Origin of the sequence: Sorangium sp. So ce426, assembly GCF_051475585.1 — a bacterium.
In the GTDB taxonomy this organism is placed as follows: Bacteria; Myxococcota_A; Polyangia; order Polyangiales; family Polyangiaceae; genus Sorangium; species Sorangium cellulosum_B.
In genome coordinates this window covers 6091510-6117362 of record NZ_CP150341.1, presented here as the reverse complement: position 1 = coordinate 6117362, position 25853 = coordinate 6091510, and the positions used below count along the sequence as shown (strand labels likewise).

The following is a 25853-nucleotide window of genomic DNA, read 5'->3' as shown; positions in this document are numbered from 1 at the left end:
GACTCGCCCCATGAGAGCTCATGAGTGCTCATGGCGACGCGTACGCGCGGGACGCCGCTCCACGTGGCATGCTCGCCGGCGGCGTCGCCGCGCTGCTCTACCCGGTCGCCGCGCGCCTGGGAGGGTAGCCAGCCGGCGCCGGTCCCCTGCTCGCTGCCCCCTTCGCCACCGAACAGGCGGAGGGTGCAGCGGTGCCCGTCGCCCCCACGTCGCGGCCGAGCCATCGCTCGGCCCGCTGCACCAGGCGGAGGCCGTCCCGCCCTCGCCATCGCCGCCCGTGCCTCCGACGCGAACTTGGCCGCCTGACGAACTCGACGAAGTGTCCGTGGCGGCGGTCTCCAAGAACAGGTTGTAAACGAAGAGGGGCAGGCCCGTCGCCGCGCACGGTGCGACGACGATGCCGATGGCACCACGACCACGCGGCGGCTGGTGCAGGAGGCAAGACGCTACGCACGGCGCCGTGTAGGCGGCAACTTCTTAGATGCTCAGAGGAAACGGCCGGGAGCGCACTATCCAGAACGTTGGCCGGGTCTTCTGCTGTGACGGTGCGCCGCGGCTGCTGCTCGCGCCACGAAGGCGTCACGTTATCTATTTACTTACTGGCCTTGGTCGTTTGGTCCGACGGATCTGCCGTCCGTGCTCGAGCGCTCGTCTCCGGAACAGACGTCTTGATTCCGCCCTTTTTCCATTCCGGCCAGCTCGCTGCCTCCTTGGCGTTTCTCTCCACATGCTCCCAGAATTTCCTGCTCTCCTCCGTGCTGAGGTTCTTCTTTATCGACATGACCTTCCTCCATCCTTTTATTTAGCGCCGCCAAGTCGTTCTCGAGTGCGAGCGCAGCCAATTTCTCACGCTCTAGGTATGAATTCGCCAGCATAGGCACTCGAACTCGACCAGCCTCACGCTTCCAGTTGACCTTGACTCCGCCTTCGTCCTTGCGTTTAAGCTTGTAGCCAGACCCGAGGCCCATCGAGAATAGATCGATGTATCGGCGTGGGCCGATGCCGGAAAAAGCGGCGAACTTAACCCGCGTGTCCTCTCCGCTTCTGGGTATGTCCCTTTTTTCCTTCAAGTCCTCCAGTAGTATCGAGTCTCGGAAGAGCTCGTACGCCTGGCTTTTGGGGTATGGTTCTACGTAAACGACCCTAGACAAGCCGGATGCGACGATATGTTTTGCACAGTTGTGACATGGAAAAGTTGTACAGAAAAGCGTTCCAAGACGCGGACTGACAGACGAGCGCGCGCAAGCGATCAATGCATCCATCTCTGCATGAACGGCTCTGCCAAACTCGGTAATGTCAAAAATCGGGCTTCCCTCTAAGAGCCCCTTGCCTCTTTTAAGAATCTGGGCGTCGCTCTCACCGCTCTCAGGGAACAGGCGTCTCATCACATCGAGTACAAACTCGTTGCGCCTCTGCTCGTTGATGTCCTTACCCAGCTTGAAATCACGCGCATCTTCGTCGCCCGGCCAATACAGCCCGCCACCAGGAGCAGCAACATCGTTTGCGCCTGTCGCGATCATATCTCCCCTTGCGGAAACAATCGCCGCCCCGACCTGCCTTGAAAGATCCGCAGATCGCAACGACGACGCGTAAGCGATGAACATCGCGTGCTCTTCAGGAGTGGGCGTTTGGAACGGGTCACCAAATACAAGATCCAAGAATCTGCTAATATGCGCCCTGTTGCCTGAACGAACGAACACATCCGCAAGGTGAAACGTGTCCCTCGTCCGCTGTCCCCATTCGTTTGGGCGCCAGTTTGCGTCTAGCTCTTCTTCATCGAAGCGGACCAGCTCTTCCGCTTCGTCGTCCGGGATCCCCTTCTTGTCTATAAGGTAACGCAAGCGGTCTCCCCGCGAACTCGAAACCCCGATCAAGTAAAACCCGGGGCCGTAGATGCGGCGTAGTAGCCGGACCTCCTCTGGATGCTTGAGCGTCAGTAGAAGATGGGCCGTTTTGGGCAAGGGAGCACCACCTTGTGGGCGCTTCTCATTGATTAGGCTAACCGCATTAAGTGCTAATATCTCTCCTTGTCTGGATAGTGCCCTCGCGGCAGTGCCGGCGGCCATAAATGATTCCAGCCGCGCAGCCTCGGGCTCCTCTTTCAATTCGATACCAAGATCCAGCGACTTCAGTATGTCGCTAATGCGGATAGGCAGTGCTCTATAGCCAACGAGACGCAGACCCTCTTCGATTGCGAGAACAGTCTCGTGGAGATCTGTTCCCAACGGGGCAACAATACCCAAAACAAGCTCATTGGGCGTGTTCTCGGGATTGTTGGACTGAATCGACACTTCGCTCACTGGCTATCTCCGGCGCGTACTACCGTGACGAACACGCTTACCCGAACGGTCGTTCAGCTTAGCGGGATGCCTACGGGTATTCAAGGCATACCTGGCAAGTTGCGCCGCTGGACCCGAGCCCGTGCGACGACCGCCAGCGGTGTCAGCGTTTACGCATCGCGTACCGAGCGACCTTTTGCCGCGAGATCGCTCGAAGTGACTGATGACATAAATCGTCATACTTCGCGCAAAAAGTGTAGCCGGTTCGGCTACTTAGGAGCCGTCGATAATTCGTCGTTGACATGGGCCCATGCCGCGCGGCCAACTCTGCAACAGCAGAGTAGTAAGGCGAGCTCTGCGTAGAGCGTCAGGTAGGGCCGTGCCAATGCCGTCCGGATCGGGATGGACGTCGCGCTACGAGTTCCGCCGTCAGAGTTCTGCTGCCTCTACCACCGGAGCACGCAGCGACGCCTGCCAGCCGGGCTCTTCCCACCGGATATCGGTTGGGCTGGGCGGAGCTGTCTCGCTGCACACTCATGCACTCCAAGTGCATGACGCATGGGCAGGCTCGAGCGGCGGACCGCTGCGCGCTCCCAGCGCTCCTGCGCTGCGATGGCGTCGTCGGCGGCTCGGACGCCGTCGACGAAGAGCGCCGTGTCTGCTGGATCGTTCAGGTCGAGGCCGAGCCGGAGCAGCACCGCGCGGTCGCGCGGCGGGACGGAGCGAAGGATCTCAGCGGCCGAGCGGAGACGGGGCGCGGTGCCGAGCGCGGCGAGGGCCTACGCCTCGATGGCGCGCAGGAGCTGATCCACCAGCCGGGGAGGCGCTGGGTAGGTGGCGAGGGCGCGGGCGATGGCTTCACCCTCGGCGTCCACCAGGCGCCCTTGAAGGTCCGCCAGCTCGAGGGGGATCTCCCCACGGGCGAGGGCCCTCCCGAGCGCGCGGACCTCGCCGGGTAGCTCCAGGAGCCGCGCGCGGAGCTCCGCCGCCGTCGGCGCCTTCATGCCGCGCTCCCCCGCAGCGCCGCCACCACGCGGGCGCGGCAGCCCTCGCAACCGCGCACCACATCCAGCACGAGTGCCTGCATTTTTTCAACTTCGGACACTGTGGCCAGACCATCCGCCTCGACAGCGGCGATCGCGGCCGCCCGCTCATCCGTGAGGAGGCGGCGAATCGTCTCCGCGGCGCTCACCGCGACCTCGCCGCGCTCCACGCGGCCACGCAGGCGCCTGATCTCCCCAGGGATGGCGCGCGCCCTGCGCTTAAGGTCCTCGAGCGATGCCGGCGGCGGCTCGGGAGGCTCCGGTTCCACTGGCGGTGTCTCCGCAGACGACAGCGTCGCCGCGGGGGCTCCGGAGGGCGGCGAAGGGGGCGCCACGGGCGCGGCAGGGGCCTTCGCTGCCCGCTTCGGAGGCGCCGGCGGCGAGGGGGCCGCGCGCCCCTTCCTGGCCTTCACGGGCGGGGAGGGGTGCCCATCGAGCACGTCCCAGCCGGCGGCCTCCACGCCCGTGCGGGCCTCGATCCACGCTGGCCCGAGGTCTCCATCACCCCGCGGCACCTGTTTCCCCCCAAGCCATCGAGAGAGCGTCGCCGGCGCCACCCCGAGCTCACGGGCGGCTGCCCGGACGCCGCCGCGCGCCGTGGCCCACGACTCGAGCTGTACAGCACCCCGGGAACGCATGAGGCAAGTCTAGCACCTGTTCCCAATACTGGTACATCAATGATAACAGTTTCCGTTCCCTCGCGCTCCTGTCCCTGTTCCCACACCCCCAGCCCGAAGTGCCCAAATTTAAAGAGGAAGCCCCTTGGGCATCGTGGCCCCGTATCGCTGTTCCGAAGGGGGAGGCCCAGCGGCCTACGCCCCCTGTGTTTCGCTCCCAGGTTCGTCCTCGTCCTCGGGCTTCGGCTCCTCGCCGTCGAGCCCGTAGGAGGATAGGACCTCCGCTTGCACCGCACGTGCATGCTCGCGGATCTCTTCCAGCTGCGGCTTCAGCTCCTGCAGCTTCTCTCGAGCCAGCTTCTTCTTCTCTGCGATCAGATCTTTCAGATCCATGGGGCACTCCTTGGGCGGCACCAGTCCGCCGATGCGTGGGCAAGAGGCGCCCACGCTGCTCCGCTAGCTCGAGGACCTGAGACCGACAAGGACGCCGTCGGGACCCTCGCGACAGCCTGCCGAGGTTGCCGAGGTTGCCGAGATTCTTCCAGCCGTTAGCCCCTGCGCGTGCACAGAGCCTTTTCTCCTTCCGCACCCAACCGGGAAAACCCCTGAACACATCGCGCGCGAAGGCTGAAAAAAACCTCGGCGACCTCGGCAACCTCGGCATCACCTCGCAGCAGGGGCTACACGCGCTCGACGGACCAGAGCTTGAACCCCTTGCGGTCACCCCCACGCTCGACGATTCGCAGCCCCCCGACGATCCGTCCCTTCATCCGCCGCAGGAGACCGGACAGCTGCAGCGGCGTCACGGAGAGCGCCTGGAACTTCGCCAGCCCGAGGAGGCCTTCGACGGCATCGCGAAACGCGGGCGCGGTCTGCATAATCTCGATGGCCCGTCGGGTGGTCAGTCCCTCTGCGTCGCCCTCGCGCCCGACGAGCTCCGCCCACCCCGCGACGAAGGCGCGGCGGTGGTCCGCGTCCGCGTCCGCGTGCTCGGTCAGCGCGTCGCGAGCGGGACCCGGATCCGGGAGCCCGGCGAAGACGAGCGCCCCGAGGACGAGCGCTGTCCAGCTCTCGAAGCTGCCCCAGGGTCGGAGCCTGACGGGTGGACAGCCGGCGGCGGTGTACCGGCGCAGGATCGTCAGCGCCGCGACGGCGAGCGCAGCGCGGCGCTCCCGCACGTGGGGCAGGAGAGGGCTGTACCGGAAGCCTTGTCGCTGCTCGGGACGCTCTGCGTTCGCCGTGATTCGAACGTGGCAGACGCGCCGATCCATGTCTGCGCCGAGGTCCGCATTGTTCGCGGTCGCGTAGAACGTCGCCCCGATCGGCCCGCTCCAATCCTTCGAGCTCCCGAGAACGCGATCCGACCACTGCGACTCGGTCAGCGCGGTGCAGAGCGGCGCGCCCCCGAGCTTCCCCACGACGTTGTCGAGGAGCACGATCCGATCTCCGGCCATGAAATAGGACGTCAGGCGCTTCCGCATCTCGGCCTCATCCTCGGTGAACTGGCCGGCGGCTGGTTCGCGCCCCGTCGAGACGAGCCCCGCGAGCTTCGCCAGCAGGCCCTTGCCCGTGCCCGGCGTCGAAGCGTCGAAGAGGAACAGCGGTGCGGGGCCCTGGAACATGTTGCGCGACATCGGCGTCAGCACCGCGGCGAAGAAGCCGGTCCGATGCTCGGGCGTCTCGAAGGAGAAGTCGCAAACCACATCGTCGATCGCCGCTATGGCGCGCGCGACGTCTTCCGCTGTCGGCCGCTCGGGGACGGTCGGATAGACCGCGTTCGGTTCATAGAGGATCCCCGTGCGCTCGTCGTATCCCGGCGTCCCGAGGACGGTGCCGTCGGGCAGGAGCAGCGGCGTCTCGCAGACCTGCTCAAGCGGCGCGAGGACGGGCCAGTGCGTGCGCGCGAGGATGCCCTGCACGACCCACTCGGGAGGGACGACGCGGCTCCTCCTCTCCGCCCCTGTTCGCGTGGTCGTGAGTCTGATCCAGGTCGCCCCGGAGGCCATGGCCTCGCGCACGGCCGGCGCGGGCACGGCCTGGATCGTGGGCGTGTTCGGCTCACGCGTGAGGAGCGGCGGGGGCTCCGCGTCCCGGACGACGCGCACGAGGGTGCCCCCGCGGCGCCAGATGCGTCGGGCGGGCTCGTCGAGCCCGACGCGCTCGATCGCCTCGATCGCCCGGTCGGTGACCTGCTCCATGTCCGTCGAGACGACGATTTCCGGGGGCTTGTCCCCGCCGAGCCAACGCCGGACGTCACGGAAGACGATCGGGTCGAAACCCTTCGCGAGCGTCCCCCAACCGATCACGCGCTCGCCGGCCTCAATCTTGGCCATCGTCCCGCGGACGGTCGCCTCGCGCTTCGCCCGGTCTTCGTCCCCAGCGAGGCCGCACACCACGCACAGCAAGTCGGTCACCAGCTCGGGATCCCATCCGGTAAGGAGCAGCGCGCCGGCGAGCGCGAGCTGCATCTCGTGGCGTCCACCGCCGGGCCAGTAGCGCGCGAGCAGCACCCCCGCCGCGATGCGCCCGACCCGCACCCGCAGATCGCCCGCGTCGATGGCCTGCGGCAGCTCCGCGGCCTCGAAGCCGATCGGCTCGCCCGAGACGTGCGTCGAGCCTGGGAAGACGGTCTGTGCGCCGTCGCTTCGGATTTCGACAAGCATCGCCTTGTCCTGCGCCTTGTCGCGTACGCGTAGCGGGTCGCGGAACTGGGCCGTCGCTACCTCACACCGGAAGAGGCGGTGCGAACCCAGGCGACCTGCCCGGCCGAAGATGGCCGTGGACGGCAGGAGCAGATCGGCAAAGTCGATGGCCTCGCTGCAGTCGAGGTCCACGTCGACGAGCCCACCGCTCGGCGTGCCGAGCAGGACGCCGACGTTCATCGGCATGCCGAGCGGGAAGTCACGATCGAAGGATGCCCGCGCCTCATCCAGCGTCCGCGTTTGCCAGGCCTGGCCGCTCGGCGCCTTCTCCCGGAAGGGGACCGGTACGGGAACCCACCCCATGCCGATGTACGCCGCGGCGTGCTCCCTCGCCGCCATGCCCGTTTCGCCGTTCAGGTGCGGGGCGCTCAAGCGGCCCTCCGCGCCAGCTGGCGGTTGAACTCGCGCTCCGCCCGAAGCACGGCGCGCCCCTTGCGCGTGATGCGCAGCATTCCCGCGCGGGCGTTGATCAGCCCCTCGGCAAGGGCGCTGATCAGCGCGCGGGGGAATGACTCATTGCACGGGCGGAAGCGCATGCCCACCCTCTCGGCCCACTCCGCGACGAGCAGCGGCCGGTGTGCGAGTACGCCGAGGAGCTCAACAGCGTGCGCGTCCTCGGCGTGCCTCAGGGGTCGTCGGGGCATCCGACCGGAGGAGGGAGCGCCGATCGGGGACCGGACGCCGCGGGGGCGTGCTGCCCGTGCGCGGCTCATCGTCGCCCCCGCGGGGCGGGCAGGCCCATCTCGGCCAAGACGCCGGCAGCGTCCGTCGGGGGGCCTTCTGCGTCGTTCGCGGCGAGCGCCGCCGGCCGGCGCCGCTTCGCCTCGAGGTAGGCCTCGACATCCGACCGCCGGAAGCGCCAGCCGAGCCGCGGGCCAAGCTTCACCGCTGGGATCTCGCCCTTCCTGGCCATCCGGTTCGCGGTCTCCTTCGATACACCGAGGAGAGCGGCGGCGCCCGAGGCGTCGAGCACGGGATCGTCCTCGGTCCGCGTCGCCTTCTGCAGGAGCTCCTTGATGCGCTCTTCGATGTGCTCGTCCAGCAGCGCGAGCAGCGCCGCGGTGCGCTCCTCTCGGTGCGGCGGCCGCTCTGCTGCCCTGGTTGTGATGTCGCCGCCCTTGCGCGGGACGGCCGTCGTGCTCGTCTTCTGCACACACGTCTCCTCACAGCGCCGCGCCCGGCGCCCGCCAGCTTCGTTGTTGAACCACCACGCCGGGACGCCCGGCGCCGTCAGCGGCTCGGTTTCAGCCCTTCACCACCGGAGCCGGAGAGCCCTGCAGCTGCGCCAGCTGGTGCTGTGCGAGCTCGATCCGTTCCTTCACCACCGAACCGCGGACCTCCTCACCCCGGAGGAACTTCCGCACCGTGCGGGGGTCTGCGCCGGACAACCCCGCGATCACCAGAACCCGCTGTGTCGTCGTCAGTTCGTGCTGCATGACGAACACCATCAACCAGAGGCCGCACCACGACCACCGTGCTTTCCCTAGCCACGGATAGGCGGCGTTCCGGCCAGCCTACCCGGGGATGAGCCCTCGTCAGGCCAGCCTACCCGGGGATAGGGAAACAGCCCTTGACAGTCGCCGCGTTCTAGTGGGTATCGAGGAACGTGAACGCCTTCCGTAGCGCCTCGTTATCCTTCCCCGAAAGCTTGAACTCGACCTCAAGTAGAGCACGCGCGATCTCCTGCGCTGCACTCTCCGGAATCTCCACCGCCCACTTCTCTCCAAGTTTCTTTAGCTGATTCTTGATGCGCCCTTCGATCGTCTGACAACGCTTCAGCATGTCCGGCTCTCCGGAGAGGCTCACCAGTGAAGGGAAGTTGTGACCCATGCTCAGCGCAACGATCTGTGTGAACGTGTCCAAGCAACTGCCATGTTCGCGACAATACGTTATTGCGAATGTGAGTGTTTTGGTTAGGTGCCGGAAGCCTCCGGTGATGCTCTGGACTCCACCCTTCAACAGGCGCCCGTTCCTGTCTTCGATCGGTATATATCCGCCGCCGATGAAGTTGTCGTCAGGTCTAATGTATCTTCGAGCCCACGTGTGAGGGCCGCCCTCCGCATTCAGTGCCGATAGGTCGTTGCGTTCGATCGCCTGTGATACCGCCATCAGTATATGGCCGACCGCTACGGCCTCGTCGTTTGCGTGCTGGCGCGCGTGCTCAATGAGGGTGCCGGCCAGCTCTCGAAGCTGGTCCACCGCCGGATGCACCCATCGAAACGGGAGAACGGGCGCCTCGCTATCCCGCTCAACCACATGGTTCGGAAGAGCCATGATCGGGGGTCCTGATGTCTGCGCCTCGTGCTGCAGCTTCGCTTGGAGCTCGGCCGCCTCGCTGTGGTCTCTCGGCTCAGATTCGGGGCCGACCCGCGGGCGGGGCTTGGGGCTGTTGCGCGCGCTCTTGTCTGAGCTCTTGTTTGGCTTGCTGCGCTTGGGTAACTTCGGACTCACGTTGACCTCGATCGTCGACGTCCTCGGCCGGGAGGGTTGCCGCCCTCGCGGGCCGTTCTCTTGCAGCCTACCGCGGCGAGGAGCGCGGCGAGCACGACGATTGCCGCTTGACGTCGCGCATTCATTGTGCCCCCCGCTTCCCCCGTCCTCGCAGCGGGACGACCCGCGGACCGCTCGCCTCGTCAGGCGGCTGCGCCACCCCGAGCGCACGGGCGAGCGCCGCGTGGAGCGCGCGGGCGGTGGCAAGGTCGCCGTGCGCGGCCGCCGTCCGGAGCGCACCGGTGATCTGCTCCAGCAGGCTGGCCTGAGACCCGACCGGGGCGCCTGCCCGCTCGGGCGCGCTGGGCTCCAGCCTGGGCGGCGGGACGACCGCGACGGGCGTCGCCCCGCGCTCGATCGGGCTGCGCTCGCCCGTCGTGCGCGGCGAGGGTCGGGTGGGCGGCGAGGGCGGCGCGGTGACCTCGGCCACCTCTCCGGGCTCTGGCGAAAGGGCGGACGGCGGCCCCGAAGAGGCGGACGGATGCGCCGCGGCGTCTGATCGGACGGTCCGCCCATCGAGATCCACGGCCGAAACCGAGGCATCGGCCCCCATTGCATCCGTCCGGTCGGTTTCTGATACCTTCGCCGACACGATGAAGCCGCCGCAGACGAAAGGCCGACCGAAGCGCGGGCGCGCCGCGCGTCTCTGCGCGATCGGCATCGGCCTGGCCGCCGCGATCGCGGGAGGGCGCGCGGCGAGGGCCGAGGACAAGGCGGGCGCCGTGGCGCTGTTCCGGGAGGCGGGAGCGCTCGTCGACGCCGGCCAGGCGTCGCGTGCCTGCCCCAAGTACGAGGAGAGCCTGCGCCTCTACGACAGCGTCAACACCCGCTACTTCCTCGCCGATTGCTACGAGCGCATCGGCAAGATGGCCTCCGCGTGGGCGCACTTCCTCGAGGTCGCCGCGCGGGTGCACGCGAGCGGCGACCGGGAGAAGGAGGCGAAGGCGCGCGAGCGCGCGGCGGCCGTCCAGCCGAAGGTCTCGCGCCTCTCGGTGGTCGTCGAGGCCGCGAGCACGCCGGGCCTCGAGGTGAAGCGCGACGGCACCCCGGTCGGCCCCGGCCAGTGGGGCGTGCCCATGCCGGTCGACGCGGGGACCCACGTGATCCAGGCGAGCGCGCCGGGCAAGCGGGCGTGGACTGCGCAGGTCGAGGTGAAGCCGGGCGGCGCGACCTCGACCCTCGTCGTGCGCGCGCTGGAGGACGACCCCGCGTCGAGCGACGCGGGCGGCGCGGGGGATGGCCGCCGCACGATCGCGCTCGTCACGGCAGGCGCGGGGGTCGTCGCCGTCGGCGTCGGGGCGGGGCTCGGCTTCGCGGCGAAGTCGAGGTTCGACGAGTCGCGCCCGTTCTGCAACGGCGACCGCTGCGATCGGCGCGGCATGGACATCCGCGGCAGCGCCGTGGCGCGCGCGAACGTCGCGACCGTCGTCTTCGGCGTCGGCCTCGCGGCCATCGCCGGCGGCGGCGTGCTGTGGCTCACCGCGAAGAGCTCGACCCAGGGCGCGTCGCTCGGGCTTTCGCCCGCGCTGGGCGGCGCGCTCGTGCAAGGTAGCTTCTGATGCGCTTCCAGGTGCTCACGCTCGCCCTCTGCGCGTCGGTGTCGCTGAGCGGATGCGGCCTCGTCCTTGGCATCTCGCCCGGCGAATACGACCCGGATCCGTTCGGCCGCGATGGCGGCGCCGGGGGAGCCGGCGGCTCGGACGGGGGTGCGGGCGGCGCCGGCGGCTCGGGCGGCTCGGACGCGGAGCCCGAGATCCCTGCCTGCACCGCGCTCCTCGACGACCTGGAGGACGGCGACGGCGCGATCCTCCGGTGCAAGGACCGTGTCGGCAGCTGGTACACGTACAACGACGGCACGCGGGGCGGTGCGCAGACCCCTCTGCCCGGCCGCCCGTTCCTGCCGGTCTCGCCCGGGCACGACCCGAGCGAGTACGCCGCTCACGTCGCGGGGAGCGGCTTCGTCTCGAGGGGGGCCGGCATGGGGTTCGACCTGAACTTCGCCCCGGGGGGCGCGAAGCTCACCTACGACGCTTCTGCCTATTCGGGGCTGACGTTCTGGGCCAAGGCGGCGGCGCCGACGCACATCTACGTGAACTTCCCCGACCGCAACACCGATCGCGAGGGCGGCGTGTGTGAAGGCTCCGGCTGCGGCGACCACTTCGGCGAGGGGATCGACATCACGACCGAGTGGGCGCAGTACACGGTCATGTTCGATATCCTCAGCACGGACGGCTGGGGCGTGCCCGCGCCCCCGGCGTTCGACCCGGCGCACGCTTACTCGATCGAGTTTCACACGGCGAAGTCGACCGTGTTCGACATGCTGGTGGACGACATCGCGTTCGTCCCGTGACGAAGCCCGGCACCCTCGGTCACGACCACGTTCGTGAGCCATGGCGGGGGCGTGGCCACAGGCGTTGACCAAGCTTCGCGTCCTGAGCGCGACCGAACGAGCTCGGTGAACATCGATCCCGTCGAGCAGGCGGCTGCCTATTCGTAGGTGACGTGCACGACGCGGTTGCTGTTGCAGTGGACGAGGATGGCCGTGTCCGTCGCGGGATTCGCGCCGCGCCTCGCCGCGCAGCCGCTCGAGGTCGCGCTGGATGTCCAACTCCCAGTCGAGCTCCTTGTCCGCCCACCCGTGCTGCCGTTCCGGTACGTGCGGAAGGTGATGCTCGTCGGCGCGCCCCCGCAGTGGGCCGCGCTGAAGAAGACATTCTTACTTGACCCCCCGGCACGCGGCGTAGTTTGAGCCCGACGCTTGCAGTCTGGAATGGATCAGTCGCAGGTGCCGCCCGCGTAGTTGCCGGTCACCTCGATGGTGGGCGTGCCGGGGTCGAGCTGATCGGCGATGGCCTGGGCCTGGCAAGTCGGAAGCGACTCATTGTCCCTGATCGAGAGCTCTTGCGCCACGATCTCGAGTGAGCCGAGCGCAGCGATGCTCGTGAGCATCGGGTTTTGCCTGATCAAGAGCGAGGGGACCGAGGTCAGGTTGTCGAGCCCCGAGAGGGAGACGAGCCGATCGTTGTCAAGGATGAAGATGTAGCTGGTCGCGGCTTCGAGCATCTCGAGCCCGGTGAGGTCGCTCAGGCTCCGGTTCCCGGTGACCCACAGGGCCCTGAGGACGTGATTGTCGGGGTTGAGACCGGTGAGGCTCTCGAGATCGGCGTTGTCGGAGACGGAGAGCTCCTCGTCGATCTTGGCGTTCTCGAGGCCCTCGAGGTTCGTCACGCCCGTCGCATGGATCGCGATGTGATCTGCACGCGTCAAGTTGCTCAGGGCTCGGAGGGACGTGACGCCCGGCGCGCCGAGGATCAGGATGGATCGGACGCTCGTGAGGTCCTGTAGGCCATCGATATTCGTGAGCGAGGCGTTCCCCTCCAACCAGAGCTCATCGAGCTCGACGCCCGCGAGCGCGTCGATATTCTCGAGCGCGTCGTTCCAGCTCACGTGAAGTACGCTTATCTCGCTCATGTTGTGCAGGCCGGCGAGATCGCGGAGTTTGTCGTTGTCCTCGATGGCCACCGTGGCGCCGCGCGTGAGACCGTGGAGGCCAGCGATGCTCAGCAGCTCGGCATGCTGGCCGACGTAGAGCTGCTCTCGGACCTCGGTCAGCGACGACAGGGCGTCGAGGTTCGTGAGCGAGCTGTTGCCGGCGATCAAGAAGTTTGCGACTCGCTCCACCCGGAGACCGTCGAGGCTTTCGAGCGCCGGGTTGTCTTTGACGGAGAGATGTCGCGCGTCCGTGATGCCGAGGCCGTCCAAGCTCTCCAGGCTCAGATTGCCGATGATGTCGAGGTAGTTCGAGTCCTCGACGTAGAGCTCGAGGCCGTGGAGATCGAGCAGGGCGACGTTGTCGAGGATGCTGAAGTAGCGGCCCACGTGACGAAGCCCTTCGAGGCCCGAGAGGGAGCGCAAGACTCCGGTGTTCATGACGGTGAGGTCGTTCGTGACCACCTGCAGACGTTCGAGCCCGCTCAGATCCTCGAGCGCGTCGCTCGTGATTTCGACGATGTCCGCCCCGGTCAGGCACTTGAGGTGCTGGAGGTTCTCGACGCTGCCGTCGATCGCGACGTCGCCCGCGCTGTGAATGAGCGGCAGCGCGTCGAGCTGCGCCTGGGTCTTCACCTGGATCGGAGCGAGATAGGCGACGGAGTCCGCGCACTCCGGATCGGTCGGCTTTCCTGGGAGGTTCTCTCCTCCGCCTCCCGCACCACCGCCGCCGGTGGGCGGCATACCGCCGCCGCCATCGCTGGCGCCAGCTCCGCCCGCGCCCGTCGCGGTGGTGGCGCCGCCGCCCGCGCCCGTCGCGGTGGTGGCGCCGCCGCCCGCGCCCGTCGCGGTGGTGGCGCCCGGCGGGGACCCGCCCGTGCCCGTCGCGGTACCGGGACCATCACCGTCTCTGGGCTCTTCGCCGATCTGGAGCTCGATCCCGCAGCCGCCGAGGAGCGGCGAGGTCGCCGCGAGCGAAGCGAGGAGGAAGAGGTTCGCGGCGCGCCGCGGGAACGAGGCGCGCGAGGAAAAGCGATTCGACATGGGTGTTCTCCGCCGAGAGGACCGCATCGTGCGGTCACCTGGTGCGTGGAGAGAGCGGCTCAATTTTTTGGAGAGGATCCCTCGAGGCCGAGCGATTCGAGCCTGCCGCGGTACGCGGAGCCGGGGAACCGCTCGAGCAGGCTCGCGGCGCGGGCGCGCGCCTCGGCCGCACGGCCGAGGGCGAGCAGGGCGCGGATGGCGATGATCTCGCGCTCTTGAGCGAGCGCGCCGGCGGGGAAGCGCCGCGCGTGCTCGACCGTGAGCGCGAAGGACGAGCCAGCGTCGGTGGCGAGCGCGTCCTGCGCGCGATGGAGCAGCTGGACCTCGGTCTCCGCCTCCCCGGCGGCGCCGGCGGACGGAGGGCTCGCGCTCGGGGGAGCCCCGCCGCTCGGCGCGCCCGGCGCGGGGATCGCCGCCTCGTCGGCGCGCGGCGCGGCGGCGCTCGCGCGCGGGAGGAGCTCGCCGTGCGGCGCGGTCGCGCTCGAGGGCTCACGCGCCGCGCCGCCACCCGCCTCCGACACCGCGTGGCCGGCGCCGTCGAGGCCGGGCTCCGCGGGCCGCGGGGGGGCTTTCGTGGGCGCGGCGGCGCTCGGCCCAGAGGCGCTCGCGATGACGGTGAGCGCGGCGTCGCGCGGCGCCGTGGCGGCGTCGCGCCACCACACGCCGCCCACGACGCCGAGGCCGAGGAGCGCGCCGACGAGCGCGCTGGCGGCCACAGAAGGCCCCGCGGCGGCCGCGGTGAGGTGCCCGGGCGCGGGTGGAGGCGACGGGGGCGGCGAGGCGACCTCGGGCGCCCCGGCCGGCGGCGAGGCGCCCGAGGGCGGGAGCGGCCCGAGCGGGAGGCGCGCGGCGAGGCGGGCGAGGTCGGAAGGCCCGGGGAGCTCGCGCCGACCCGCGCGCAGGACGGCGCGCACGGCGTCGGTCGTGTCCGAGGACGCATCGAAGAGCCGCGGCGGATCCTTCGGTTTGCTCAAGGCATCCTCCTCTCGGCCGTGGCGCGCCGCAGGGCGGCCTCGACCACGCGGCGCGCCGCGTAGAGCCGCGCGTACGCCGTCTGGAGCGGGCAGCCCACCGCCTCGGCGACCTCCGTCATCGGCAGCTCCTCCAGCTCGAAGAGCACGAACACCGCGCGCTTGTCGTCGTCCAGCGTCTGGACGCACGCGTCGAGGAGCGCGCGCGCCTGACGGTCCTCGAGCGCCCCGTGCTGGTCCTCGAGCGCTTCCTGGTCGGGCAGCTCGGCGCGCGTGGACTCGCGGCGCCGGTGGGCGCGCTTGCGGTAGTCGGCCGCGACCCGGATGCAGATGCCGTAGATCCAGGTCTGGACCGAGGAGCGCCCCTCGAAGCCCGCGAGGCGCCGGTGGACGATCATGAAGACCTCCTGGCAGACGTCCTCCGCGTCGGCTTCATGGACGCCGAGCCGCCGCAGCGCGCGCCAGACGAACGGCGCGTGTTCGAAGAAGAGCTGCTCGAAGGAGGGGACCGGGCCTCCCGGCGCGGAGATCGCGCGCGGCCGGCCTTCGGGCGCGGTGGCGAGCAGGGACATGCGCTGGGGTGAGTGGACGCGCGGCGGGCGCGTTTTGAGAGAATCGACGCGGCCCGGTCACGGCAGCGCGAGGCCGAGGCCGAGGCCCACGATCGCCGATACCGGCGGCCCCTGGAAGGTACCGTGCCGCGCCCCTGCCGCGTCGGTGTAAAAATGGACGGTGTGTACGGTCGGCACCGTGATCCCGAGCCCGACGGCCACGCACCGCGGCGCCCGCGCCCGCCGCTCGCCGGCGAGCGCGAGCGCCCGCGCGTCAACACACGCCTCGGCCCCAGGCATCCTCAGGTCAGGATCTCGACATACCCGTCCGTTCCATGCACGCGGATGCGTTGCCCATCCCGGATCCGCCTGGTCGCGTTGTCCACGCCGACGACCGCCGGCAAGCCGTATTCACGGGCGATCACCGCGCCATGGGTCATCAGGCCCCCCACCTCGGTCACGAGGCCCTTGATGGACACGAACAAGGGCGTCCAGCTGGGATCGGTGAAGGTGGTGACCAGGATGTCCCCCGCCTCCAGCTCCGCGTCGGCCATGTCCAGGAGGACGCGGGCTCGTCCCTCGACGACGCCGGAGGAGACCGCCAGGCCGACGAGGGCTCCGGCGGGGAGATCGGCTCGTTCGCGCGCGCCTGCCACGATCTCCCCATCGGACGTGATGACGAGCGGCGGCGACAGCTTCTTGTGGAGCTCGTGTTCCGCGCTCCGTTGGCCGACGATCCGGTCGTCCAGCCGATGGGTGCGCACGACCTCGCGGAGCTCGTCGAACGTGAGATAGTAGATGTCCTCGGCGTCGTGGATCACGCCGGCCTGCACGAGCCGCTCGGCTTCTTGCAGCAAGGCCTGCTTGTAAATGAAGTAGCGATTGACGAGGCCGTACTTCGGATACTCGCGGTAGCCGATGAAGGTCCGGAGCCGGTCGATCATCCGCTGGGCCTCGCTGGCCTTCTGCTCCCCGTCCGGCAGCTGCCTCAACCGATCGAGCAGCGCTCGCGCCCGCTGCGAGGCCTCCTGCCGCCCCTGCTCGAACCTCCGCGCGCCGGCACGAGGCTCGAAGTTCTTGATGTTGCTCAGGATCAAGGGGACCAGGGTCGCCGGCTTCTCGCTCCAGCGGGCCCTCGTGATGTCGATCTCCCCCGCGCATCGCATCCCGTATTTGTCGAGGTAAGCCTGGATGGCGTCCCGGGCTTCCTTGCCACCGTCGAGCGCGGCCAGCTCCTCCAGGAAGCCATCGTGCTTCACGTTCTGCAGATGAGCGGCCACCTGCGGATAGGGACGGATCACGTCGGCGACATCCAGCAACGCGAGGCCCATCTCCGACGTGATGTTGTTCGACACGGACTGGGAGAGCGTGTCCGCGACGCTCTTCTCGCCGAGCCACGCCATCATCTTCTCGTTGATCCACGAGGAGGCGTTCATGCCCGCCATGATCGCGCCCATGCTCCGCGGACCGAACATGGACTTGCTCAGCCCCTGGATGTCCTCCCGGATGAAGTCGAACAGCGCCGTTCCGGTCCTGGTCCGGATGTCGCGCTTCAGCTCCGCGAGCGAGGCCTGGGTGCGCTCGATCAGCTCCGCGACGATCGCCGGGTCGTCCTCGACCTGCGCGTCGAATCGCCCGGGCGCCTGCTTGCCCTGGCCGGGGCGCGAGGCCGCCGGATCGTCGGGCAAGGGCTCGATGAAGTCTCCCCGCGAGAGGATCGTCGCGAGGGCGTCCCTGAGGAGCGGATGGGAGCGCCCGAGGAGTTCCAGGAGGGCGTCCCGGCTGGCCGGTGAGGCCAGCTGCTTCGTGGGATCGACGAACAACCTGCCGCCCGCCGGGAGCATGCGGCCACCCGAGGTCAGCTGGAACAACGACAGCCCGAGGGGCCTCATCGGGTCGGTCATCATCTGTTGATGGCCGACCGAGATGTAGACGTGGTTGCCTCGATCACCGGCTTCGGGGATGGGGTACAGGGTCGTGATCGGCCGGCTCTGGACGATGTGGAGCTCCTCGTCGACAAGGCACCACTCGATGTCCTGGGGATGGCCGAAATGCCCTTCGATCTGCCGGCCCAGGCGCTCGAGCTGCAGGATCTGCGCGTCGGTCAGCACCTGCCCGTCCTGCCGCTCGGGCTCGATCGCCCGCTCCTCGGTGCCGCCCTCCTCAAGGGCACGCGTGGCCAGCGTCTTTCTGGCGATCGCCTTCTCGATGACCTGGCCGTTCCGCACCTTGTAGCGATCGGCGCGCGCCAGGCCGGCGACCAGGGCCTCCCCCAGGCCGAAGCCTGCCTCGATCGACGACACCTTCCGGTTCGACGTGACGGGATCGGCCGTGAAGACGATCCCGGCGGCCTGCGGGAAGACCATCTTCTGCACCACCACCGCCATGTGGACCTTGCGGTGATCGAAGCCGTGCTGGATCCGGTAGGTCACCGCCCGCTCGGTGAAGAGCGACGCCCAGCAGCGGCGGACGTGCTGCAGGATCGCCTGCGTCCCGAGGACGTTCAGGTACGTATCCTGCTGGCCCGCGAAGGAAGCCCCCGGCAGATCCTCCGCCGTCGCGCTGGACCGTACGGCGCAGGCGTCGCCCGCGCCAAGCGTGGAAAGCGCCTGGGTGAGCGCCTCTCGTAGGTCCTCGGGGATGGCCGTCCCCTCGATGATCCGGCGCAGCTCGGCGCTGAGCTCCCGGATCCCGTCCCGGTCCTCCGCCGCGAGCAGCGACAACCGATCGAGCAACCCGCCGAGCGACGGCGCCTCTCCCATGATCCGCCGGAAGGCCTCGGTCGTGACGCAGAAGCCAGCGGGCACGCGGATCCCCTCGATCCTGGAGAGCTCACCCAGGTTCGCGCCCTTCCCACCGACCCTGTTGGCCTTCGTTCGATCGACCTCCTGGAGAGCAAGCACATAGGTCCGCATCCGTTCACCTCCATCAGGGCGTCGGCAGCTCGTTCGCGTCGACGGATCGTCACGCCCCCCTCGTCGAAGCGCGCCACTATAACGCGAACCAGGAGGGGCTCTACCGAACGAAACCCCAGGATGGCGACCTCGTCAGGTCGATGGAAGGCATCCATGCTTCCGGTGGCTCGACGCGCGCAGTAGCATCGCCGCGGAGGCAACTCCCGCGGATGCGCTGCACCCTCTGTCACCGCAGGATCGGTGTCGTCGCGGGTTGCCCGCTGCACGGCGGCACGGCCGCGAGCGCCGCGAAGGAAGAGGCCGGGGTGGTGGAGGTCGCGCCCCGCGTCCCGGGCTTCGATGGGCTCCGCCTCCTCGACGAGGGCGGCTTCGCCCGCGTGTTCGCGGCCTCGCGGCGCGAGGACGGCCTCGCGGCGGCGCTCAAGATCGCGCGCCACCGAGGCGATCGGCGGTTCTCGCGCGAGGCGGCGGCGCTCCGCCGGATCGGTCCGCCCGCGGCGCCGCGGCTGCTCGGCGAAGGCGAGATGGAAGGAGGCTTTCCTTATCTGGTCCTCGAGCTCGTCGACGGCGAGACGCTGGCGCGATGGATGGAGGCGCTCCCCGGGGCGGGCGCCGCCGCGCCGGTCGAGGCCATGCGGCTCGTCGATGCGATCGGCGCCGCGATCGACACGGTGCACGCGGCCGGCGTCGTGCATCGGGATCTGAAGCCGGAGAACGTGATGCTGCGGCGGATGAGAGGGCCGGCGCAGGAGGTCACCCTCCTCGATCTCGGGCTCGCGCGGCCGGGGGAGGGGAGCGGCGTGGCGGAGGAGGGGAGCGAGGTCACGCACACGGGGCTCCGGCTCGGCAGCGCGCTGTACATGGCCCCGGAGCAGTGCCTCGACGCGCGCGACGTCGACGGCCGCGCGGACCTGTATGCGCTCGGGGTCGTCGCCTTCGAGCTGCTCACCGGGCGGCCACCCTTCGTGGGAGAGCCCTCGGCCGTCGTCCGCGCGCACGTCTCCCGGCGCCCGCCGCGGCCGTCGGAGATCGCGCCGGTCCCCCGCGGCGCGGACGAGGTCCTGCTGCGCGCCCTGGCCAAGGCGCGAGAAGAGCGATTCGGGTCAGCGCGCGCCTTCTCCGAGGCGCTGCGGGCGGCGCTCGAGGGCGCCATGGCGAGCCCGCCAGCCCGGAGGGCCGGTGAACCGCCCAAGGGGAGCGATGAACCAGTCAAAAGTGTCAGAAAACCGCCGAAGAATCGCGATGAATTAGTCAAAACTGCCAGAAATCTATCTAATAATGGCGACGAATTAGTCAAATATGCCAGTGGTTCGCCTGATCAAGGTGAAGAACTAGTCAATTCTTTCAGAAATCCACCTGAACAGGGCGATGAACCAGTCAAATGCGTCACTGAATCCCCTGAACTGCGTGATGAGTCATCCAGGGTAGCTGGCGAACCAGCCAAGGCGGCCGGCGAACCGCCTCAGCGGGCCGGCCAGGTGCCCCCGGCCGATCCGGAGGGCAGCCGCGCCGCCCGGGCCCGGCTTGTCGACGTCGTGCGCGGGCTGGAGACGACGATCGCGGCGAGGCCGGGGCCGAGCCCCGCGGTCCAGGTCGTGCTGGTGCTGCACGCCGCGCCCGCGCGGGTCGAGGGCGCGCCGGGCCAGCAGCGGTTCGCGGGCGGCGCGCTCCTGCGCCTCGACGAGTGGACGACGGGGCATTCCTGGGGCGGCCTCGTGATCACGCCCGCGGCGCGCGCGGGGATCGACGAGGGGTAGAGCGACAAACGGGTTGAAGCCGCACGCAAACGGCGAGAAGTTGAGACGCCAAGAGACGCCAAGAGACGCCAGAAGACGCCAAGATTTATTGTTTTCTTGGCGTCTTCTGGCGTCTTCTGGCGTCTTGGCGTCTCATTTCTCGGGTTTCCAAGCTGATCGGTGTTCTGGCCGTTCAGGATCTCCGCTGCCGCTCGATCTCGGCGCGCAGGCGTTCGTCTTGCTCGCGCAGCGCCGGCGTGAACTCCTCGCCGAAGTCCTCCGCCTCGAAGATCGGTCGAATCTCGAGCTCCCATTCCCCGCCGGGCATGTAATCGGCGCAGCGCCTGGCCCACGCTACCGCGTCGTCCAGCGACTTCACCTGCCAGAGCCAGTATCCGCCGACGAGCTCCTTGGCTTCGGCGAAGGGGCCGTCGATGAGCGTCGTCTTGCCGTCCGAGATGCGCAGGCGCTTGCCTCTGCTGCTCGGGTGCAGCCCCTCTCCGCCGAGCATGACGCCGGCTTTGACGAGCTCCTCTTTGAACCTGCCCATCTCGGCGATGACCTTCTCGTCCGGCATCATCCCCGCCTCGGACTCCTTCGTGGCCTTGACAAACACCATGACTTTCACGGAGCTCTTCTCCCTGGTATCGAGCTACTTCGTCAGGACGACGTGGGTGGCGTGGTCCGTGGAGGCGTGCTCCGTGCAGCGGTAGCCGAGGCTCACCGTATCGATGCCAGCGAGGAGGTGCTCGCCCCGGCCGAGGAGCACGGGGGAGATCACGAGGTGGAGCTCGTCGATGAGCCCCGCGGTGAGGTACTGCCGAACGGTGGCGACGCCGCCGCCGAGCCGGATATCCTTGCCCTGGGCCGCCTCCTTCGCGCGCTCCAGCGCGGCGTGGATGCCGTCGGTCACGAAGTGGAAGGTCGTTCCGCCCTCCATGGTGAAGGACTCGCGAGCGTGGTGCGTGAGCACGAAGACGGGCACGTGGTAGGGCGGGTTCTTGCCCCACCATCCCTTCCAACCGTCGTCGGGCCAGGGGCCCCGCTGCGGCCCGAACATGTTGCGGCCCATGATCCACGCGCCGAGGTTCTCGAAGCCGCGCGCGGCGAAGTCGTCGTCGACGCCCGCCCGACCGACCGTGTCGCCGATCAGCGAGGCAGCGTAGTCGGCGGACATTCTCTGGAACGTCTTCGTGCCGAGGACCCACTTGTGCAGCCCCATCCCTCCGACGCCCATCGGATTGGCCAGATCCTGGCCGGGACCGGCGCCATGACCGTCGATCGAGATCCCAAACGCGTTTACCCGAAGCCTCGACATGAGCGGAACTCCTTCCGGCGCAGGTGTCGCCTGCGACCGTTCTTCTGAGTGACGACGAACGAGCCGGGGCCGGATCGACACGCCGACGAATTTTTTTTCTTCGCCGGCCGGTTGTCACATGAAAACGCTGTTAATTCAACTGTTTAGGAGGTTCCGGGCGGGCTGCTTCGATCAAGCTCGTGACAAACTTTCCCTGGCTCTCGTTCTGTTAGGTTCAACGCACATGAGACGCAGGAACAAGCTCGTCGCGATCGACGTCGTCGGTGCGGTCGCGTTCCTGGTGCCGGCGCAGGCCCTGGCGTCGTCCGTGCCCGAGGGGTCGTTCAACCCCGGCTTGCTGCTGTCCGTCGGCAGCGGCGAATACCCGGTCGGGTTCGGCACGGAGATCAGCGGCATGGTTTTCCCGAAGGGAGACCCGGGCTCGATCGGTTACGGTGGTTTCTTCCAGGCGCAGACGTATGCCGGCGACTATGCGCGCCTGGCGTTCGGGTTTCAGCTCGGAAACGTCGTCGGTGGAGAGCTCGGCATCGCGGGTCTGACCCGCAGCGATCTCCACACGTCGACGTTCGCGCTGCACACGGGCGTCTTCGCCTCGGGCGCCGTGCTGGGGACGGGGCTGCGCGTGACGATCCCGATGAGCGGCGCCGATCACGGCCTCCCGGCTCACGGCGTCGACGTGTCGTGGGTCTTGACCCTCAAGGTTCCGATCTACAGCGGCAAGATCTTCAACTCGCTCGGCCGGCCGCTGCGAGACGAACAGGGCCCCATCACCGCCGCGGCGCGCGAAGCGAGCGGCTGGGCGGACATCAGCGACCCCGCGCTGGTCGCTCACCTTTCGCCCCGGGAGCGTGAAGAGCTCGCCGCCCTGTGGCTCGAGGCCGCGCTCGCCGAGCACGCCTCGATCGCGACGTTCTCCGCGCTCGCGCTGGAGCTCCTGGCGCTCGGAGCACCCGCCGACTTGCTCGTGGCTTGTCAGCACGCGGCGCAGGACGAGACCGAACACGCACGCCTCTCGTTCGGTCTCGCGAGCACGTACGCGGGGCTGCCGCTCGGGCCGGGCAAGCTGCCGTTGCCGGCCACCGCGCTCTCGGGCGACGCCGCCGCCGTCGCGTACCTGAGCTTCACGGACGGCTGCATCGGTGAGACGTTCGCCGCTGCGCTCGCGCGACGAGCGCAGCGCCACGCGACCGATCCGGCCGTCGCGCGGGCGCTCGCGCGCATCGCGACGGACGAAGCGCGGCATGCTGCGCTCGCCTGGAGCATCGTCACGTGGTGCCTGACGCTCGACCCCGCGCGCGTCCGCGCCGCGCTCGGCGCTGCGCTGGCGGAGCCGGAGCTCGAAGCGCCCGCCGCCCCGCTCACGGATGTTATGGGGCTGCCGATCGTGCCGGCGGCTCGCCACGGAGCGGTGCCGGCCGACGAGCAGAAGCCCCTGCGGCGCCGCGCCGAGCGGACCGCGCGGGCGCGCCTGAAGCGCATGCTGGGGGCGCCGCGCGATGCGGGAGGCCTCGTGCCCTGACCGGGGCGCCCTGCGCGAGCGCTCGCGCCCGACACACAGGTGAGCCGCCGCGGAGCCGCGCCGCGCTGAGCCGCGCTCCACGCGGGCCGGCAAGGTCCGGCCGCGCGCGCAGCCCCGCGTGCCGTGGCGCTTGACCGACGTATGCACCATGGTGTATATGCATAAACATGCAACTGGACGTCTTCGAGGTCCTGGCCGATCCCACGCGCCGCCGCATCGTCGAGGCTCTCCTTTCTGGCGAGCAACAGGTGGCCGAGGTCGTGGAGAAGGCCGGCATCCACCAGTCGGGCGTGTCGCGGCACCTGCGCATCCTCTCGGAGTCAGGTTTCGTCTCGATGCGACCCGATGGGCAGCGGCGCCTCTACTCCCTTCGTCCCGAGCCTTTCCGCGAGCTCGACGACTGGCTCGGCCGCTACCGGCAGCTCTGGGAGGAGCGCCTCGATCGTTTCGGTGCCGCGCTCGAGAAGAAGCGTGCGTTAGCTCAGAACAACCCGGCCGTTCACGGCGGCCCAGCCACGAGGAAGCGATCATGAACAGCGCAGTCAAAGCCCAGGCCCGATCCAAGGTCAGAGTCGAGCGCACCTACCGCGCCACGTTGCAGGAGGTCTGGGACCTCTGGACCACGCGAGAGGGCTTCGAGTCCTGGTGGGGGCCGCGAAACTTCCGGGCCGCCGTGGCGGAGCTCGACGCGAGGCCGGGCGGCGCCCTGCGCTACGAGATGATCGCCGCGACGCCCGAGATGGTCCGCGCCATGGCGGAGATCGGCCAGCCGCCCTCGCACGCCGTCACCTCCACCTTCGCCGAGCTCAGGCCCATGACACGGCTCGTGCTCCGCAATGTGATCGACTTCTTGCCCGGTGTACCGCCCTACGAGGCCGACATCGAGGTCGAGCTCACGGAGCTCGGCGACCGCGTGAAGATGGTGGTGCTGCTCGACACCATGCATAGCCCCGAGTTCACCGAGATGCAGAAGGAAGGCTTCACCAGCCAGCTCAGCAAGCTGGACGAGAAGTTCGGGGCGGCGTGAGGCGCGGCCGCGCCTCGGCGAGCGGCGTCGCGCGTCAGTAGGCGAAGGCCTGGTAGACCTCGGTCTCCTCCGTCTCCTCGCGCGCGTCGAGCGATTCGACGATGGGATTGAAGCGGAGCATGCGCTTCGCCCGCTCGGACAGGAGGGAGAGGCTCTCGCGGGGCACCCGGATCGAGACCTCCGGGCGGAAGAGCCAGCGGCGGCTGTAGCCGATGACGACCATGGGCCGCGGCTCGCGCGAGCGGTTCGGGGTCCCGCGGTGGAGGCCGCGAACGTCGCGGACCATGACGTCGCCGAGCTCCATGGCGATCGGCTCGAGCGCGACCTCGCCCTGCGCGAGGCGCCGCATCCCCTCGGCCTTGGAGAGCATGTGTGTGCCGCGGGCGATCTCGATGGGGCCGTTCTCGGCGGTGACGTCGACCAGGGGGAAGTTGACGGCGAGCTGGAACGCGGGTGTCTCTCTCCCGGTCTCGGGGAAGAGCGGCGGCGCGTCGCGGTGGACGTCCTGGTAGTCGGACCCGAGGAGCGGGGTGTCGGTCGCGAGCTGGACCATGGTCATGTCGGCCCCGACGAGGCGCTCCACCACGCCCAGGATCGTCTCGTCCTCGTAGATGCGCGGCTCCGCGAAGGGGGCCTTGAACGGGAGCGTCACGTAATAGCGACCGGGCCCCCGGTTCTCGAGGTGCCCCTCACGCGCGATGTGGGCGTCGAGGAGCGGCGCGAAGGCCTCACGCCACGAGCGCAGCAGGCTCTTCGGAAGGAGGTTCTTTATCAGGCAGAACCCATCGCGCTGCGCTGCGCGGGCAAGCTCATCCATCTCGGCGCTGGTGTGGCGGGCGTGGCTCATGGCTCGGGCCGAGCTTGGTGGATCGAGCGGAGTCGTCAAGCTCGGCGCTCGCCCTCCGCCGGCTCATCCCCATCCCACCACCGCCGGAATCATCGTCTTCGGAGGAGAACGCGGCGCTCAAGGCGCCCGGCCCACGCGCGCGGGACGGGCGAGTGATCTCGGCCTCACGAGGCCGACGCCCGCGCGGCCCCGCTCTGCGTCAGCTCAGGCTGGTCGCCCTCATGCCTGACACAGAGCGGCTTCGACGCCCCCTTCGCGGGAGCGCGCCGGTCACAGCTTCGAGGCGGCGTGGTCCCAGTTCACCAGGTTCCACCACGCCTCGACGTACTTCGCCCGGGCATTGCGGTAGTCGATGTAATACGCGTGCTCCCACACGTCGCACGTGAGCAGCGGCGTCTTGCCCTCCGTGAGCGGGCTCCCGGCGTTGCCCGTCTGCACGATTTCCAGCTTGCCTGAGCCATTCTTCACCAGCCAGGCCCAGCCCGAGCCGAACTGACCGATGGCCGCGGCGGTGAACTTCTCCTTGAACGACGACACGCTTCCGAACGCCTCGTCGATCGCCGCACGGAGCGCGGCGGTAGGCTCACCGCCGCCCTGCGGCTTCATGCTGTGCCAGTAAAACGTGTGATTCCACACCTGAGCTGCCTGGTTGAAGACCGCGCCGGACGTCGTGCGGACGAGATCCTCGAGGCTCTTGCCCGCGAGCGCCGCGTCCGCTGCCACGAGCTCGTTCAGCTTCGTGACGTAGGCGTTGTGGTGCTTGCCGTGGTGGAAATCGAGCGTCTCGGCCGAGATGTGGGGGACCAGCGCGTCTCTGGAGTAGGGGAGCTCGGGAAGAGTGAAGGTCATGGTTCTGTTCCTCGTGTTGCGTATCGGCGGCCACGCGCTCGTCGCAGCCCGTTGTGAGTAGCTCGGCGAGGACCTTCGGGTGGCGCTCCAGCCACGGATCGAACGCCCGCGCTTCGCGGCCAGACAGCCGCTCCACGTCGCCGGGTCCGGCGGCAGCGTAGCAACCCCGGTGGGCGCGCGTGGCGCCTTGCCAATGAGTTGGCAGTTTTCCATCCATTTGGAGAGACGGCCTCCCGGCCAGCGGCTCCGCGGCTCCGCAAACCTGCCAGAGCGGACGGCGCGCGGCGCGCGGCGCGGCCGCCGCGCGTGACGGGGCTCTCACAGAGATCGAGGAAGGCCTCGATGCACGTCCGGCGTATGCGAAGATCCCGCGACGCCGCCAGGCGGCGCCCTGGAACGGCCGCGTTCGAGGAGGGGAACGTCGAGGGAGCTCGATGATCTGGCCGGTCTGTCGGC

Annotated in this window: 25 protein-coding genes; 7 read left to right on the top strand and 18 right to left on the bottom strand. The window is 68.9% G+C overall.

Translation table 11 applies throughout. The annotated features are described in order from the left end of the window. Positions 1-596 precede the first annotated feature (596 nt). On the bottom strand, positions 597-2300 hold the full coding sequence (locus WMF44_RS22700; protein ID WP_437301198.1) for an anti-phage dCTP deaminase: 1704 nt from the start codon (positions 2298-2300) through the stop codon (positions 597-599). Between the two features lie 530 nt (positions 2301-2830). Here WMF44_RS22700 and WMF44_RS22695 point away from each other — a divergent pair. Further along, positions 2831-3238 carry a hypothetical protein gene (locus WMF44_RS22695; protein ID WP_437301197.1) on the top strand — a complete coding sequence of 136 codons (408 nt, stop codon included), beginning with the start codon at positions 2831-2833 and terminating at the stop codon, positions 3236-3238. Positions 3239-3279: 41 nt separating this feature from the next. Here the strand turns inward: WMF44_RS22695 and WMF44_RS22690 are convergent, their stop codons facing one another. From WMF44_RS22690 to WMF44_RS22655, 8 genes are all read right to left on the bottom strand, one after another. Beyond that, positions 3280-3591: a hypothetical protein gene (locus WMF44_RS22690; RefSeq protein ID WP_437301196.1), complete on the bottom strand. Its 312-nt coding sequence runs from the start codon at positions 3589-3591 to the stop codon at positions 3280-3282. A gap of 543 nt (positions 3592-4134) precedes the next feature. Continuing rightward, the gene (locus WMF44_RS22685) at positions 4135-4332 is read right to left on the bottom strand and encodes a hypothetical protein (protein WP_437301195.1); all 198 of its coding nucleotides are present in this window, start codon (positions 4330-4332) and stop codon (positions 4135-4137) included. A gap of 287 nt (positions 4333-4619) precedes the next feature. Further along, on the bottom strand, positions 4620-7013 hold the full coding sequence (locus WMF44_RS22680) for a bifunctional DNA primase/polymerase (protein WP_437301194.1): 2394 nt from the start codon (positions 7011-7013) through the stop codon (positions 4620-4622). Then, positions 7010-7177 carry a hypothetical protein gene (locus tag WMF44_RS22675; protein WP_437301193.1) on the bottom strand — a complete coding sequence of 56 codons (168 nt, stop codon included), beginning with the start codon at positions 7175-7177 and terminating at the stop codon, positions 7010-7012. Before WMF44_RS22675 ends, WMF44_RS22680 begins: the two co-directional genes overlap by 4 nt. A gap of 173 nt (positions 7178-7350) precedes the next feature. Next, a complete protein-coding gene (locus tag WMF44_RS22670; RefSeq protein WP_437301192.1) occupies positions 7351-7794 on the bottom strand; it encodes a helix-turn-helix domain-containing protein in 444 nt (147 codons plus the stop codon). Positions 7795-7885: 91 nt separating this feature from the next. After that, on the bottom strand, positions 7886-8077 hold the full coding sequence (locus tag WMF44_RS22665) for a hypothetical protein (RefSeq protein WP_437301191.1): 192 nt from the start codon (positions 8075-8077) through the stop codon (positions 7886-7888). 151 nt (positions 8078-8228) lie between these two features. Further along, the gene (locus WMF44_RS22660) at positions 8229-8915 is read right to left on the bottom strand and encodes a hypothetical protein (RefSeq protein ID WP_437301190.1); all 687 of its coding nucleotides are present in this window, start codon (positions 8913-8915) and stop codon (positions 8229-8231) included. Positions 8916-9213: 298 nt separating this feature from the next. Next, entirely contained in the window at positions 9214-9561 is a 348-nt protein-coding gene (locus WMF44_RS22655; protein ID WP_437301189.1) for a hypothetical protein, read from the bottom strand. 163 nt (positions 9562-9724) lie between these two features. Between WMF44_RS22655 and WMF44_RS22650 the strand changes: the two genes are divergently transcribed. Further along, a complete protein-coding gene (locus WMF44_RS22650) occupies positions 9725-10690 on the top strand; it encodes a hypothetical protein (protein WP_437301188.1) in 966 nt (321 codons plus the stop codon). Beyond that, positions 10690-11481, top strand: a complete 792-nt coding sequence (locus WMF44_RS22645) for a hypothetical protein (RefSeq protein WP_437301187.1) — start codon at positions 10690-10692, stop codon at positions 11479-11481. Before WMF44_RS22650 ends, WMF44_RS22645 begins: the two co-directional genes overlap by 1 nt. A 425-nt stretch (positions 11482-11906) precedes the next feature. Here the strand turns inward: WMF44_RS22645 and WMF44_RS22640 are convergent, their stop codons facing one another. Genes WMF44_RS22640 through rph form a run of 5 tightly spaced genes read right to left on the bottom strand, consistent with a single transcriptional unit; the run spans position 11907 to position 18101 of the window. Beyond that, a complete protein-coding gene (locus WMF44_RS22640; protein WP_437301186.1) occupies positions 11907-13664 on the bottom strand; it encodes a hypothetical protein in 1758 nt (585 codons plus the stop codon). A gap of 59 nt (positions 13665-13723) precedes the next feature. Continuing rightward, positions 13724-14638 (bottom strand): hypothetical protein, encoded by a 915-nt coding sequence (locus tag WMF44_RS22635; RefSeq protein WP_437301185.1) that lies wholly within the window; start codon positions 14636-14638, stop codon positions 13724-13726. Continuing rightward, positions 14635-15207 (bottom strand): RNA polymerase sigma factor, encoded by a 573-nt coding sequence (locus WMF44_RS22630; protein ID WP_437301184.1) that lies wholly within the window; start codon positions 15205-15207, stop codon positions 14635-14637. Before WMF44_RS22630 ends, WMF44_RS22635 begins: the two co-directional genes overlap by 4 nt. Before the next feature lie 57 nt (positions 15208-15264). Further along, positions 15265-15486, bottom strand: a complete 222-nt coding sequence (locus tag WMF44_RS22625; RefSeq protein ID WP_437301183.1) for a hypothetical protein — start codon at positions 15484-15486, stop codon at positions 15265-15267. A 2-nt stretch (positions 15487-15488) separates the two neighbouring features. Then, positions 15489-18101, bottom strand: a complete 2613-nt coding sequence (rph, locus tag WMF44_RS22620; RefSeq protein WP_437301182.1) for a rifamycin-inactivating phosphotransferase — start codon at positions 18099-18101, stop codon at positions 15489-15491. A 209-nt stretch (positions 18102-18310) separates the two neighbouring features. Here rph and WMF44_RS22615 point away from each other — a divergent pair, with 209 nt between their 5' ends. Then, complete coding sequence (locus WMF44_RS22615) at positions 18311-19858, top strand: serine/threonine-protein kinase (RefSeq protein ID WP_437301181.1); 1548 nt, start codon at positions 18311-18313, stop codon at positions 19856-19858. Between the two features lie 172 nt (positions 19859-20030). Here WMF44_RS22615 and WMF44_RS22610 read toward each other — a convergent pair whose 3' ends face one another. Together WMF44_RS22610 and WMF44_RS22605 are read right to left on the bottom strand one after the other, a co-directional pair. After that, positions 20031-20465: a YciI family protein gene (locus WMF44_RS22610; protein ID WP_437301180.1), complete on the bottom strand. Its 435-nt coding sequence runs from the start codon at positions 20463-20465 to the stop codon at positions 20031-20033. Positions 20466-20489: 24 nt separating this feature from the next. Next, positions 20490-21155 carry a dihydrofolate reductase family protein gene (locus WMF44_RS22605; protein WP_437301179.1) on the bottom strand — a complete coding sequence of 222 codons (666 nt, stop codon included), beginning with the start codon at positions 21153-21155 and terminating at the stop codon, positions 20490-20492. A gap of 223 nt (positions 21156-21378) precedes the next feature. On the opposite strand from WMF44_RS22605, the gene WMF44_RS22600 reads away from it, so the two are divergent. From WMF44_RS22600 to WMF44_RS22590, 3 genes are all read left to right on the top strand, one after another. Next, a complete protein-coding gene (locus WMF44_RS22600) occupies positions 21379-22674 on the top strand; it encodes a ferritin-like domain-containing protein (RefSeq protein ID WP_437301178.1) in 1296 nt (431 codons plus the stop codon). A gap of 167 nt (positions 22675-22841) precedes the next feature. Then, positions 22842-23207 (top strand): ArsR/SmtB family transcription factor, encoded by a 366-nt coding sequence (locus WMF44_RS22595; protein ID WP_437301177.1) that lies wholly within the window; start codon positions 22842-22844, stop codon positions 23205-23207. Beyond that, positions 23204-23701, top strand: coding sequence for an SRPBCC family protein (locus WMF44_RS22590; RefSeq protein ID WP_437301176.1), 498 nt, complete (start codon positions 23204-23206; stop codon positions 23699-23701). Before WMF44_RS22595 ends, WMF44_RS22590 begins: the two co-directional genes overlap by 4 nt. A gap of 34 nt (positions 23702-23735) precedes the next feature. On the opposite strand, the gene WMF44_RS22585 is transcribed toward WMF44_RS22590, so the two are convergent. Further along, entirely contained in the window at positions 23736-24548 is an 813-nt protein-coding gene (locus WMF44_RS22585; RefSeq protein ID WP_437301175.1) for a phytanoyl-CoA dioxygenase family protein, read from the bottom strand. Positions 24549-24818: 270 nt separating this feature from the next. Continuing rightward, entirely contained in the window at positions 24819-25397 is a 579-nt protein-coding gene (locus WMF44_RS22580; protein WP_437301174.1) for a superoxide dismutase, read from the bottom strand. Positions 25398-25853 lie beyond the last annotated feature (456 nt).

Bases quoted from the DNA above. Each gene is read 5' to 3' on its own strand.
- WMF44_RS22695 (WP_437301197.1), top strand. From the start codon at position 2,831: ATGACGCATGGGCAGGCTCGAGCGGCGGACCGCTGCGCGCTCCCAGCG.
- WMF44_RS22685 (WP_437301195.1), bottom strand. From the start codon at position 4,332: ATGGATCTGAAAGATCTGATCGCAGAGAAGAAGAAGCTGGCTCGAGAG.
- WMF44_RS22675 (WP_437301193.1), bottom strand. From the start codon at position 7,177: ATGCGCTTCCGCCCGTGCAATGAGTCATTCCCCCGCGCGCTGATCAGC.
- WMF44_RS22665 (WP_437301191.1), bottom strand. From the start codon at position 8,077: ATGCAGCACGAACTGACGACGACACAGCGGGTTCTGGTGATCGCGGGG.
- WMF44_RS22660 (WP_437301190.1), bottom strand. From the start codon at position 8,915: ATGGCTCTTCCGAACCATGTGGTTGAGCGGGATAGCGAGGCGCCCGTT.
- WMF44_RS22650 (WP_437301188.1), top strand. From the start codon at position 9,725: ATGAAGCCGCCGCAGACGAAAGGCCGACCGAAGCGCGGGCGCGCCGCG.
- WMF44_RS22645 (WP_437301187.1), top strand. From the start codon at position 10,690: ATGCGCTTCCAGGTGCTCACGCTCGCCCTCTGCGCGTCGGTGTCGCTG.
- WMF44_RS22640 (WP_437301186.1), bottom strand. From the start codon at position 13,664: ATGTCGAATCGCTTTTCCTCGCGCGCCTCGTTCCCGCGGCGCGCCGCG.
- WMF44_RS22630 (WP_437301184.1), bottom strand. From the start codon at position 15,207: ATGTCCCTGCTCGCCACCGCGCCCGAAGGCCGGCCGCGCGCGATCTCC.
- WMF44_RS22625 (WP_437301183.1), bottom strand. From the start codon at position 15,486: ATGCCTGGGGCCGAGGCGTGTGTTGACGCGCGGGCGCTCGCGCTCGCC.
- rph (WP_437301182.1), bottom strand. From the start codon at position 18,101: ATGCGGACCTATGTGCTTGCTCTCCAGGAGGTCGATCGAACGAAGGCC.
- WMF44_RS22615 (WP_437301181.1), top strand. From the start codon at position 18,311: ATGCGCTGCACCCTCTGTCACCGCAGGATCGGTGTCGTCGCGGGTTGC.
- WMF44_RS22605 (WP_437301179.1), bottom strand. From the start codon at position 21,155: ATGTCGAGGCTTCGGGTAAACGCGTTTGGGATCTCGATCGACGGTCAT.
- WMF44_RS22600 (WP_437301178.1), top strand. From the start codon at position 21,379: ATGAGACGCAGGAACAAGCTCGTCGCGATCGACGTCGTCGGTGCGGTC.
- WMF44_RS22595 (WP_437301177.1), top strand. From the start codon at position 22,842: ATGCAACTGGACGTCTTCGAGGTCCTGGCCGATCCCACGCGCCGCCGC.
- WMF44_RS22590 (WP_437301176.1), top strand. From the start codon at position 23,204: ATGAACAGCGCAGTCAAAGCCCAGGCCCGATCCAAGGTCAGAGTCGAG.
- WMF44_RS22585 (WP_437301175.1), bottom strand. From the start codon at position 24,548: ATGAGCCACGCCCGCCACACCAGCGCCGAGATGGATGAGCTTGCCCGC.
- WMF44_RS22580 (WP_437301174.1), bottom strand. From the start codon at position 25,397: ATGACCTTCACTCTTCCCGAGCTCCCCTACTCCAGAGACGCGCTGGTC.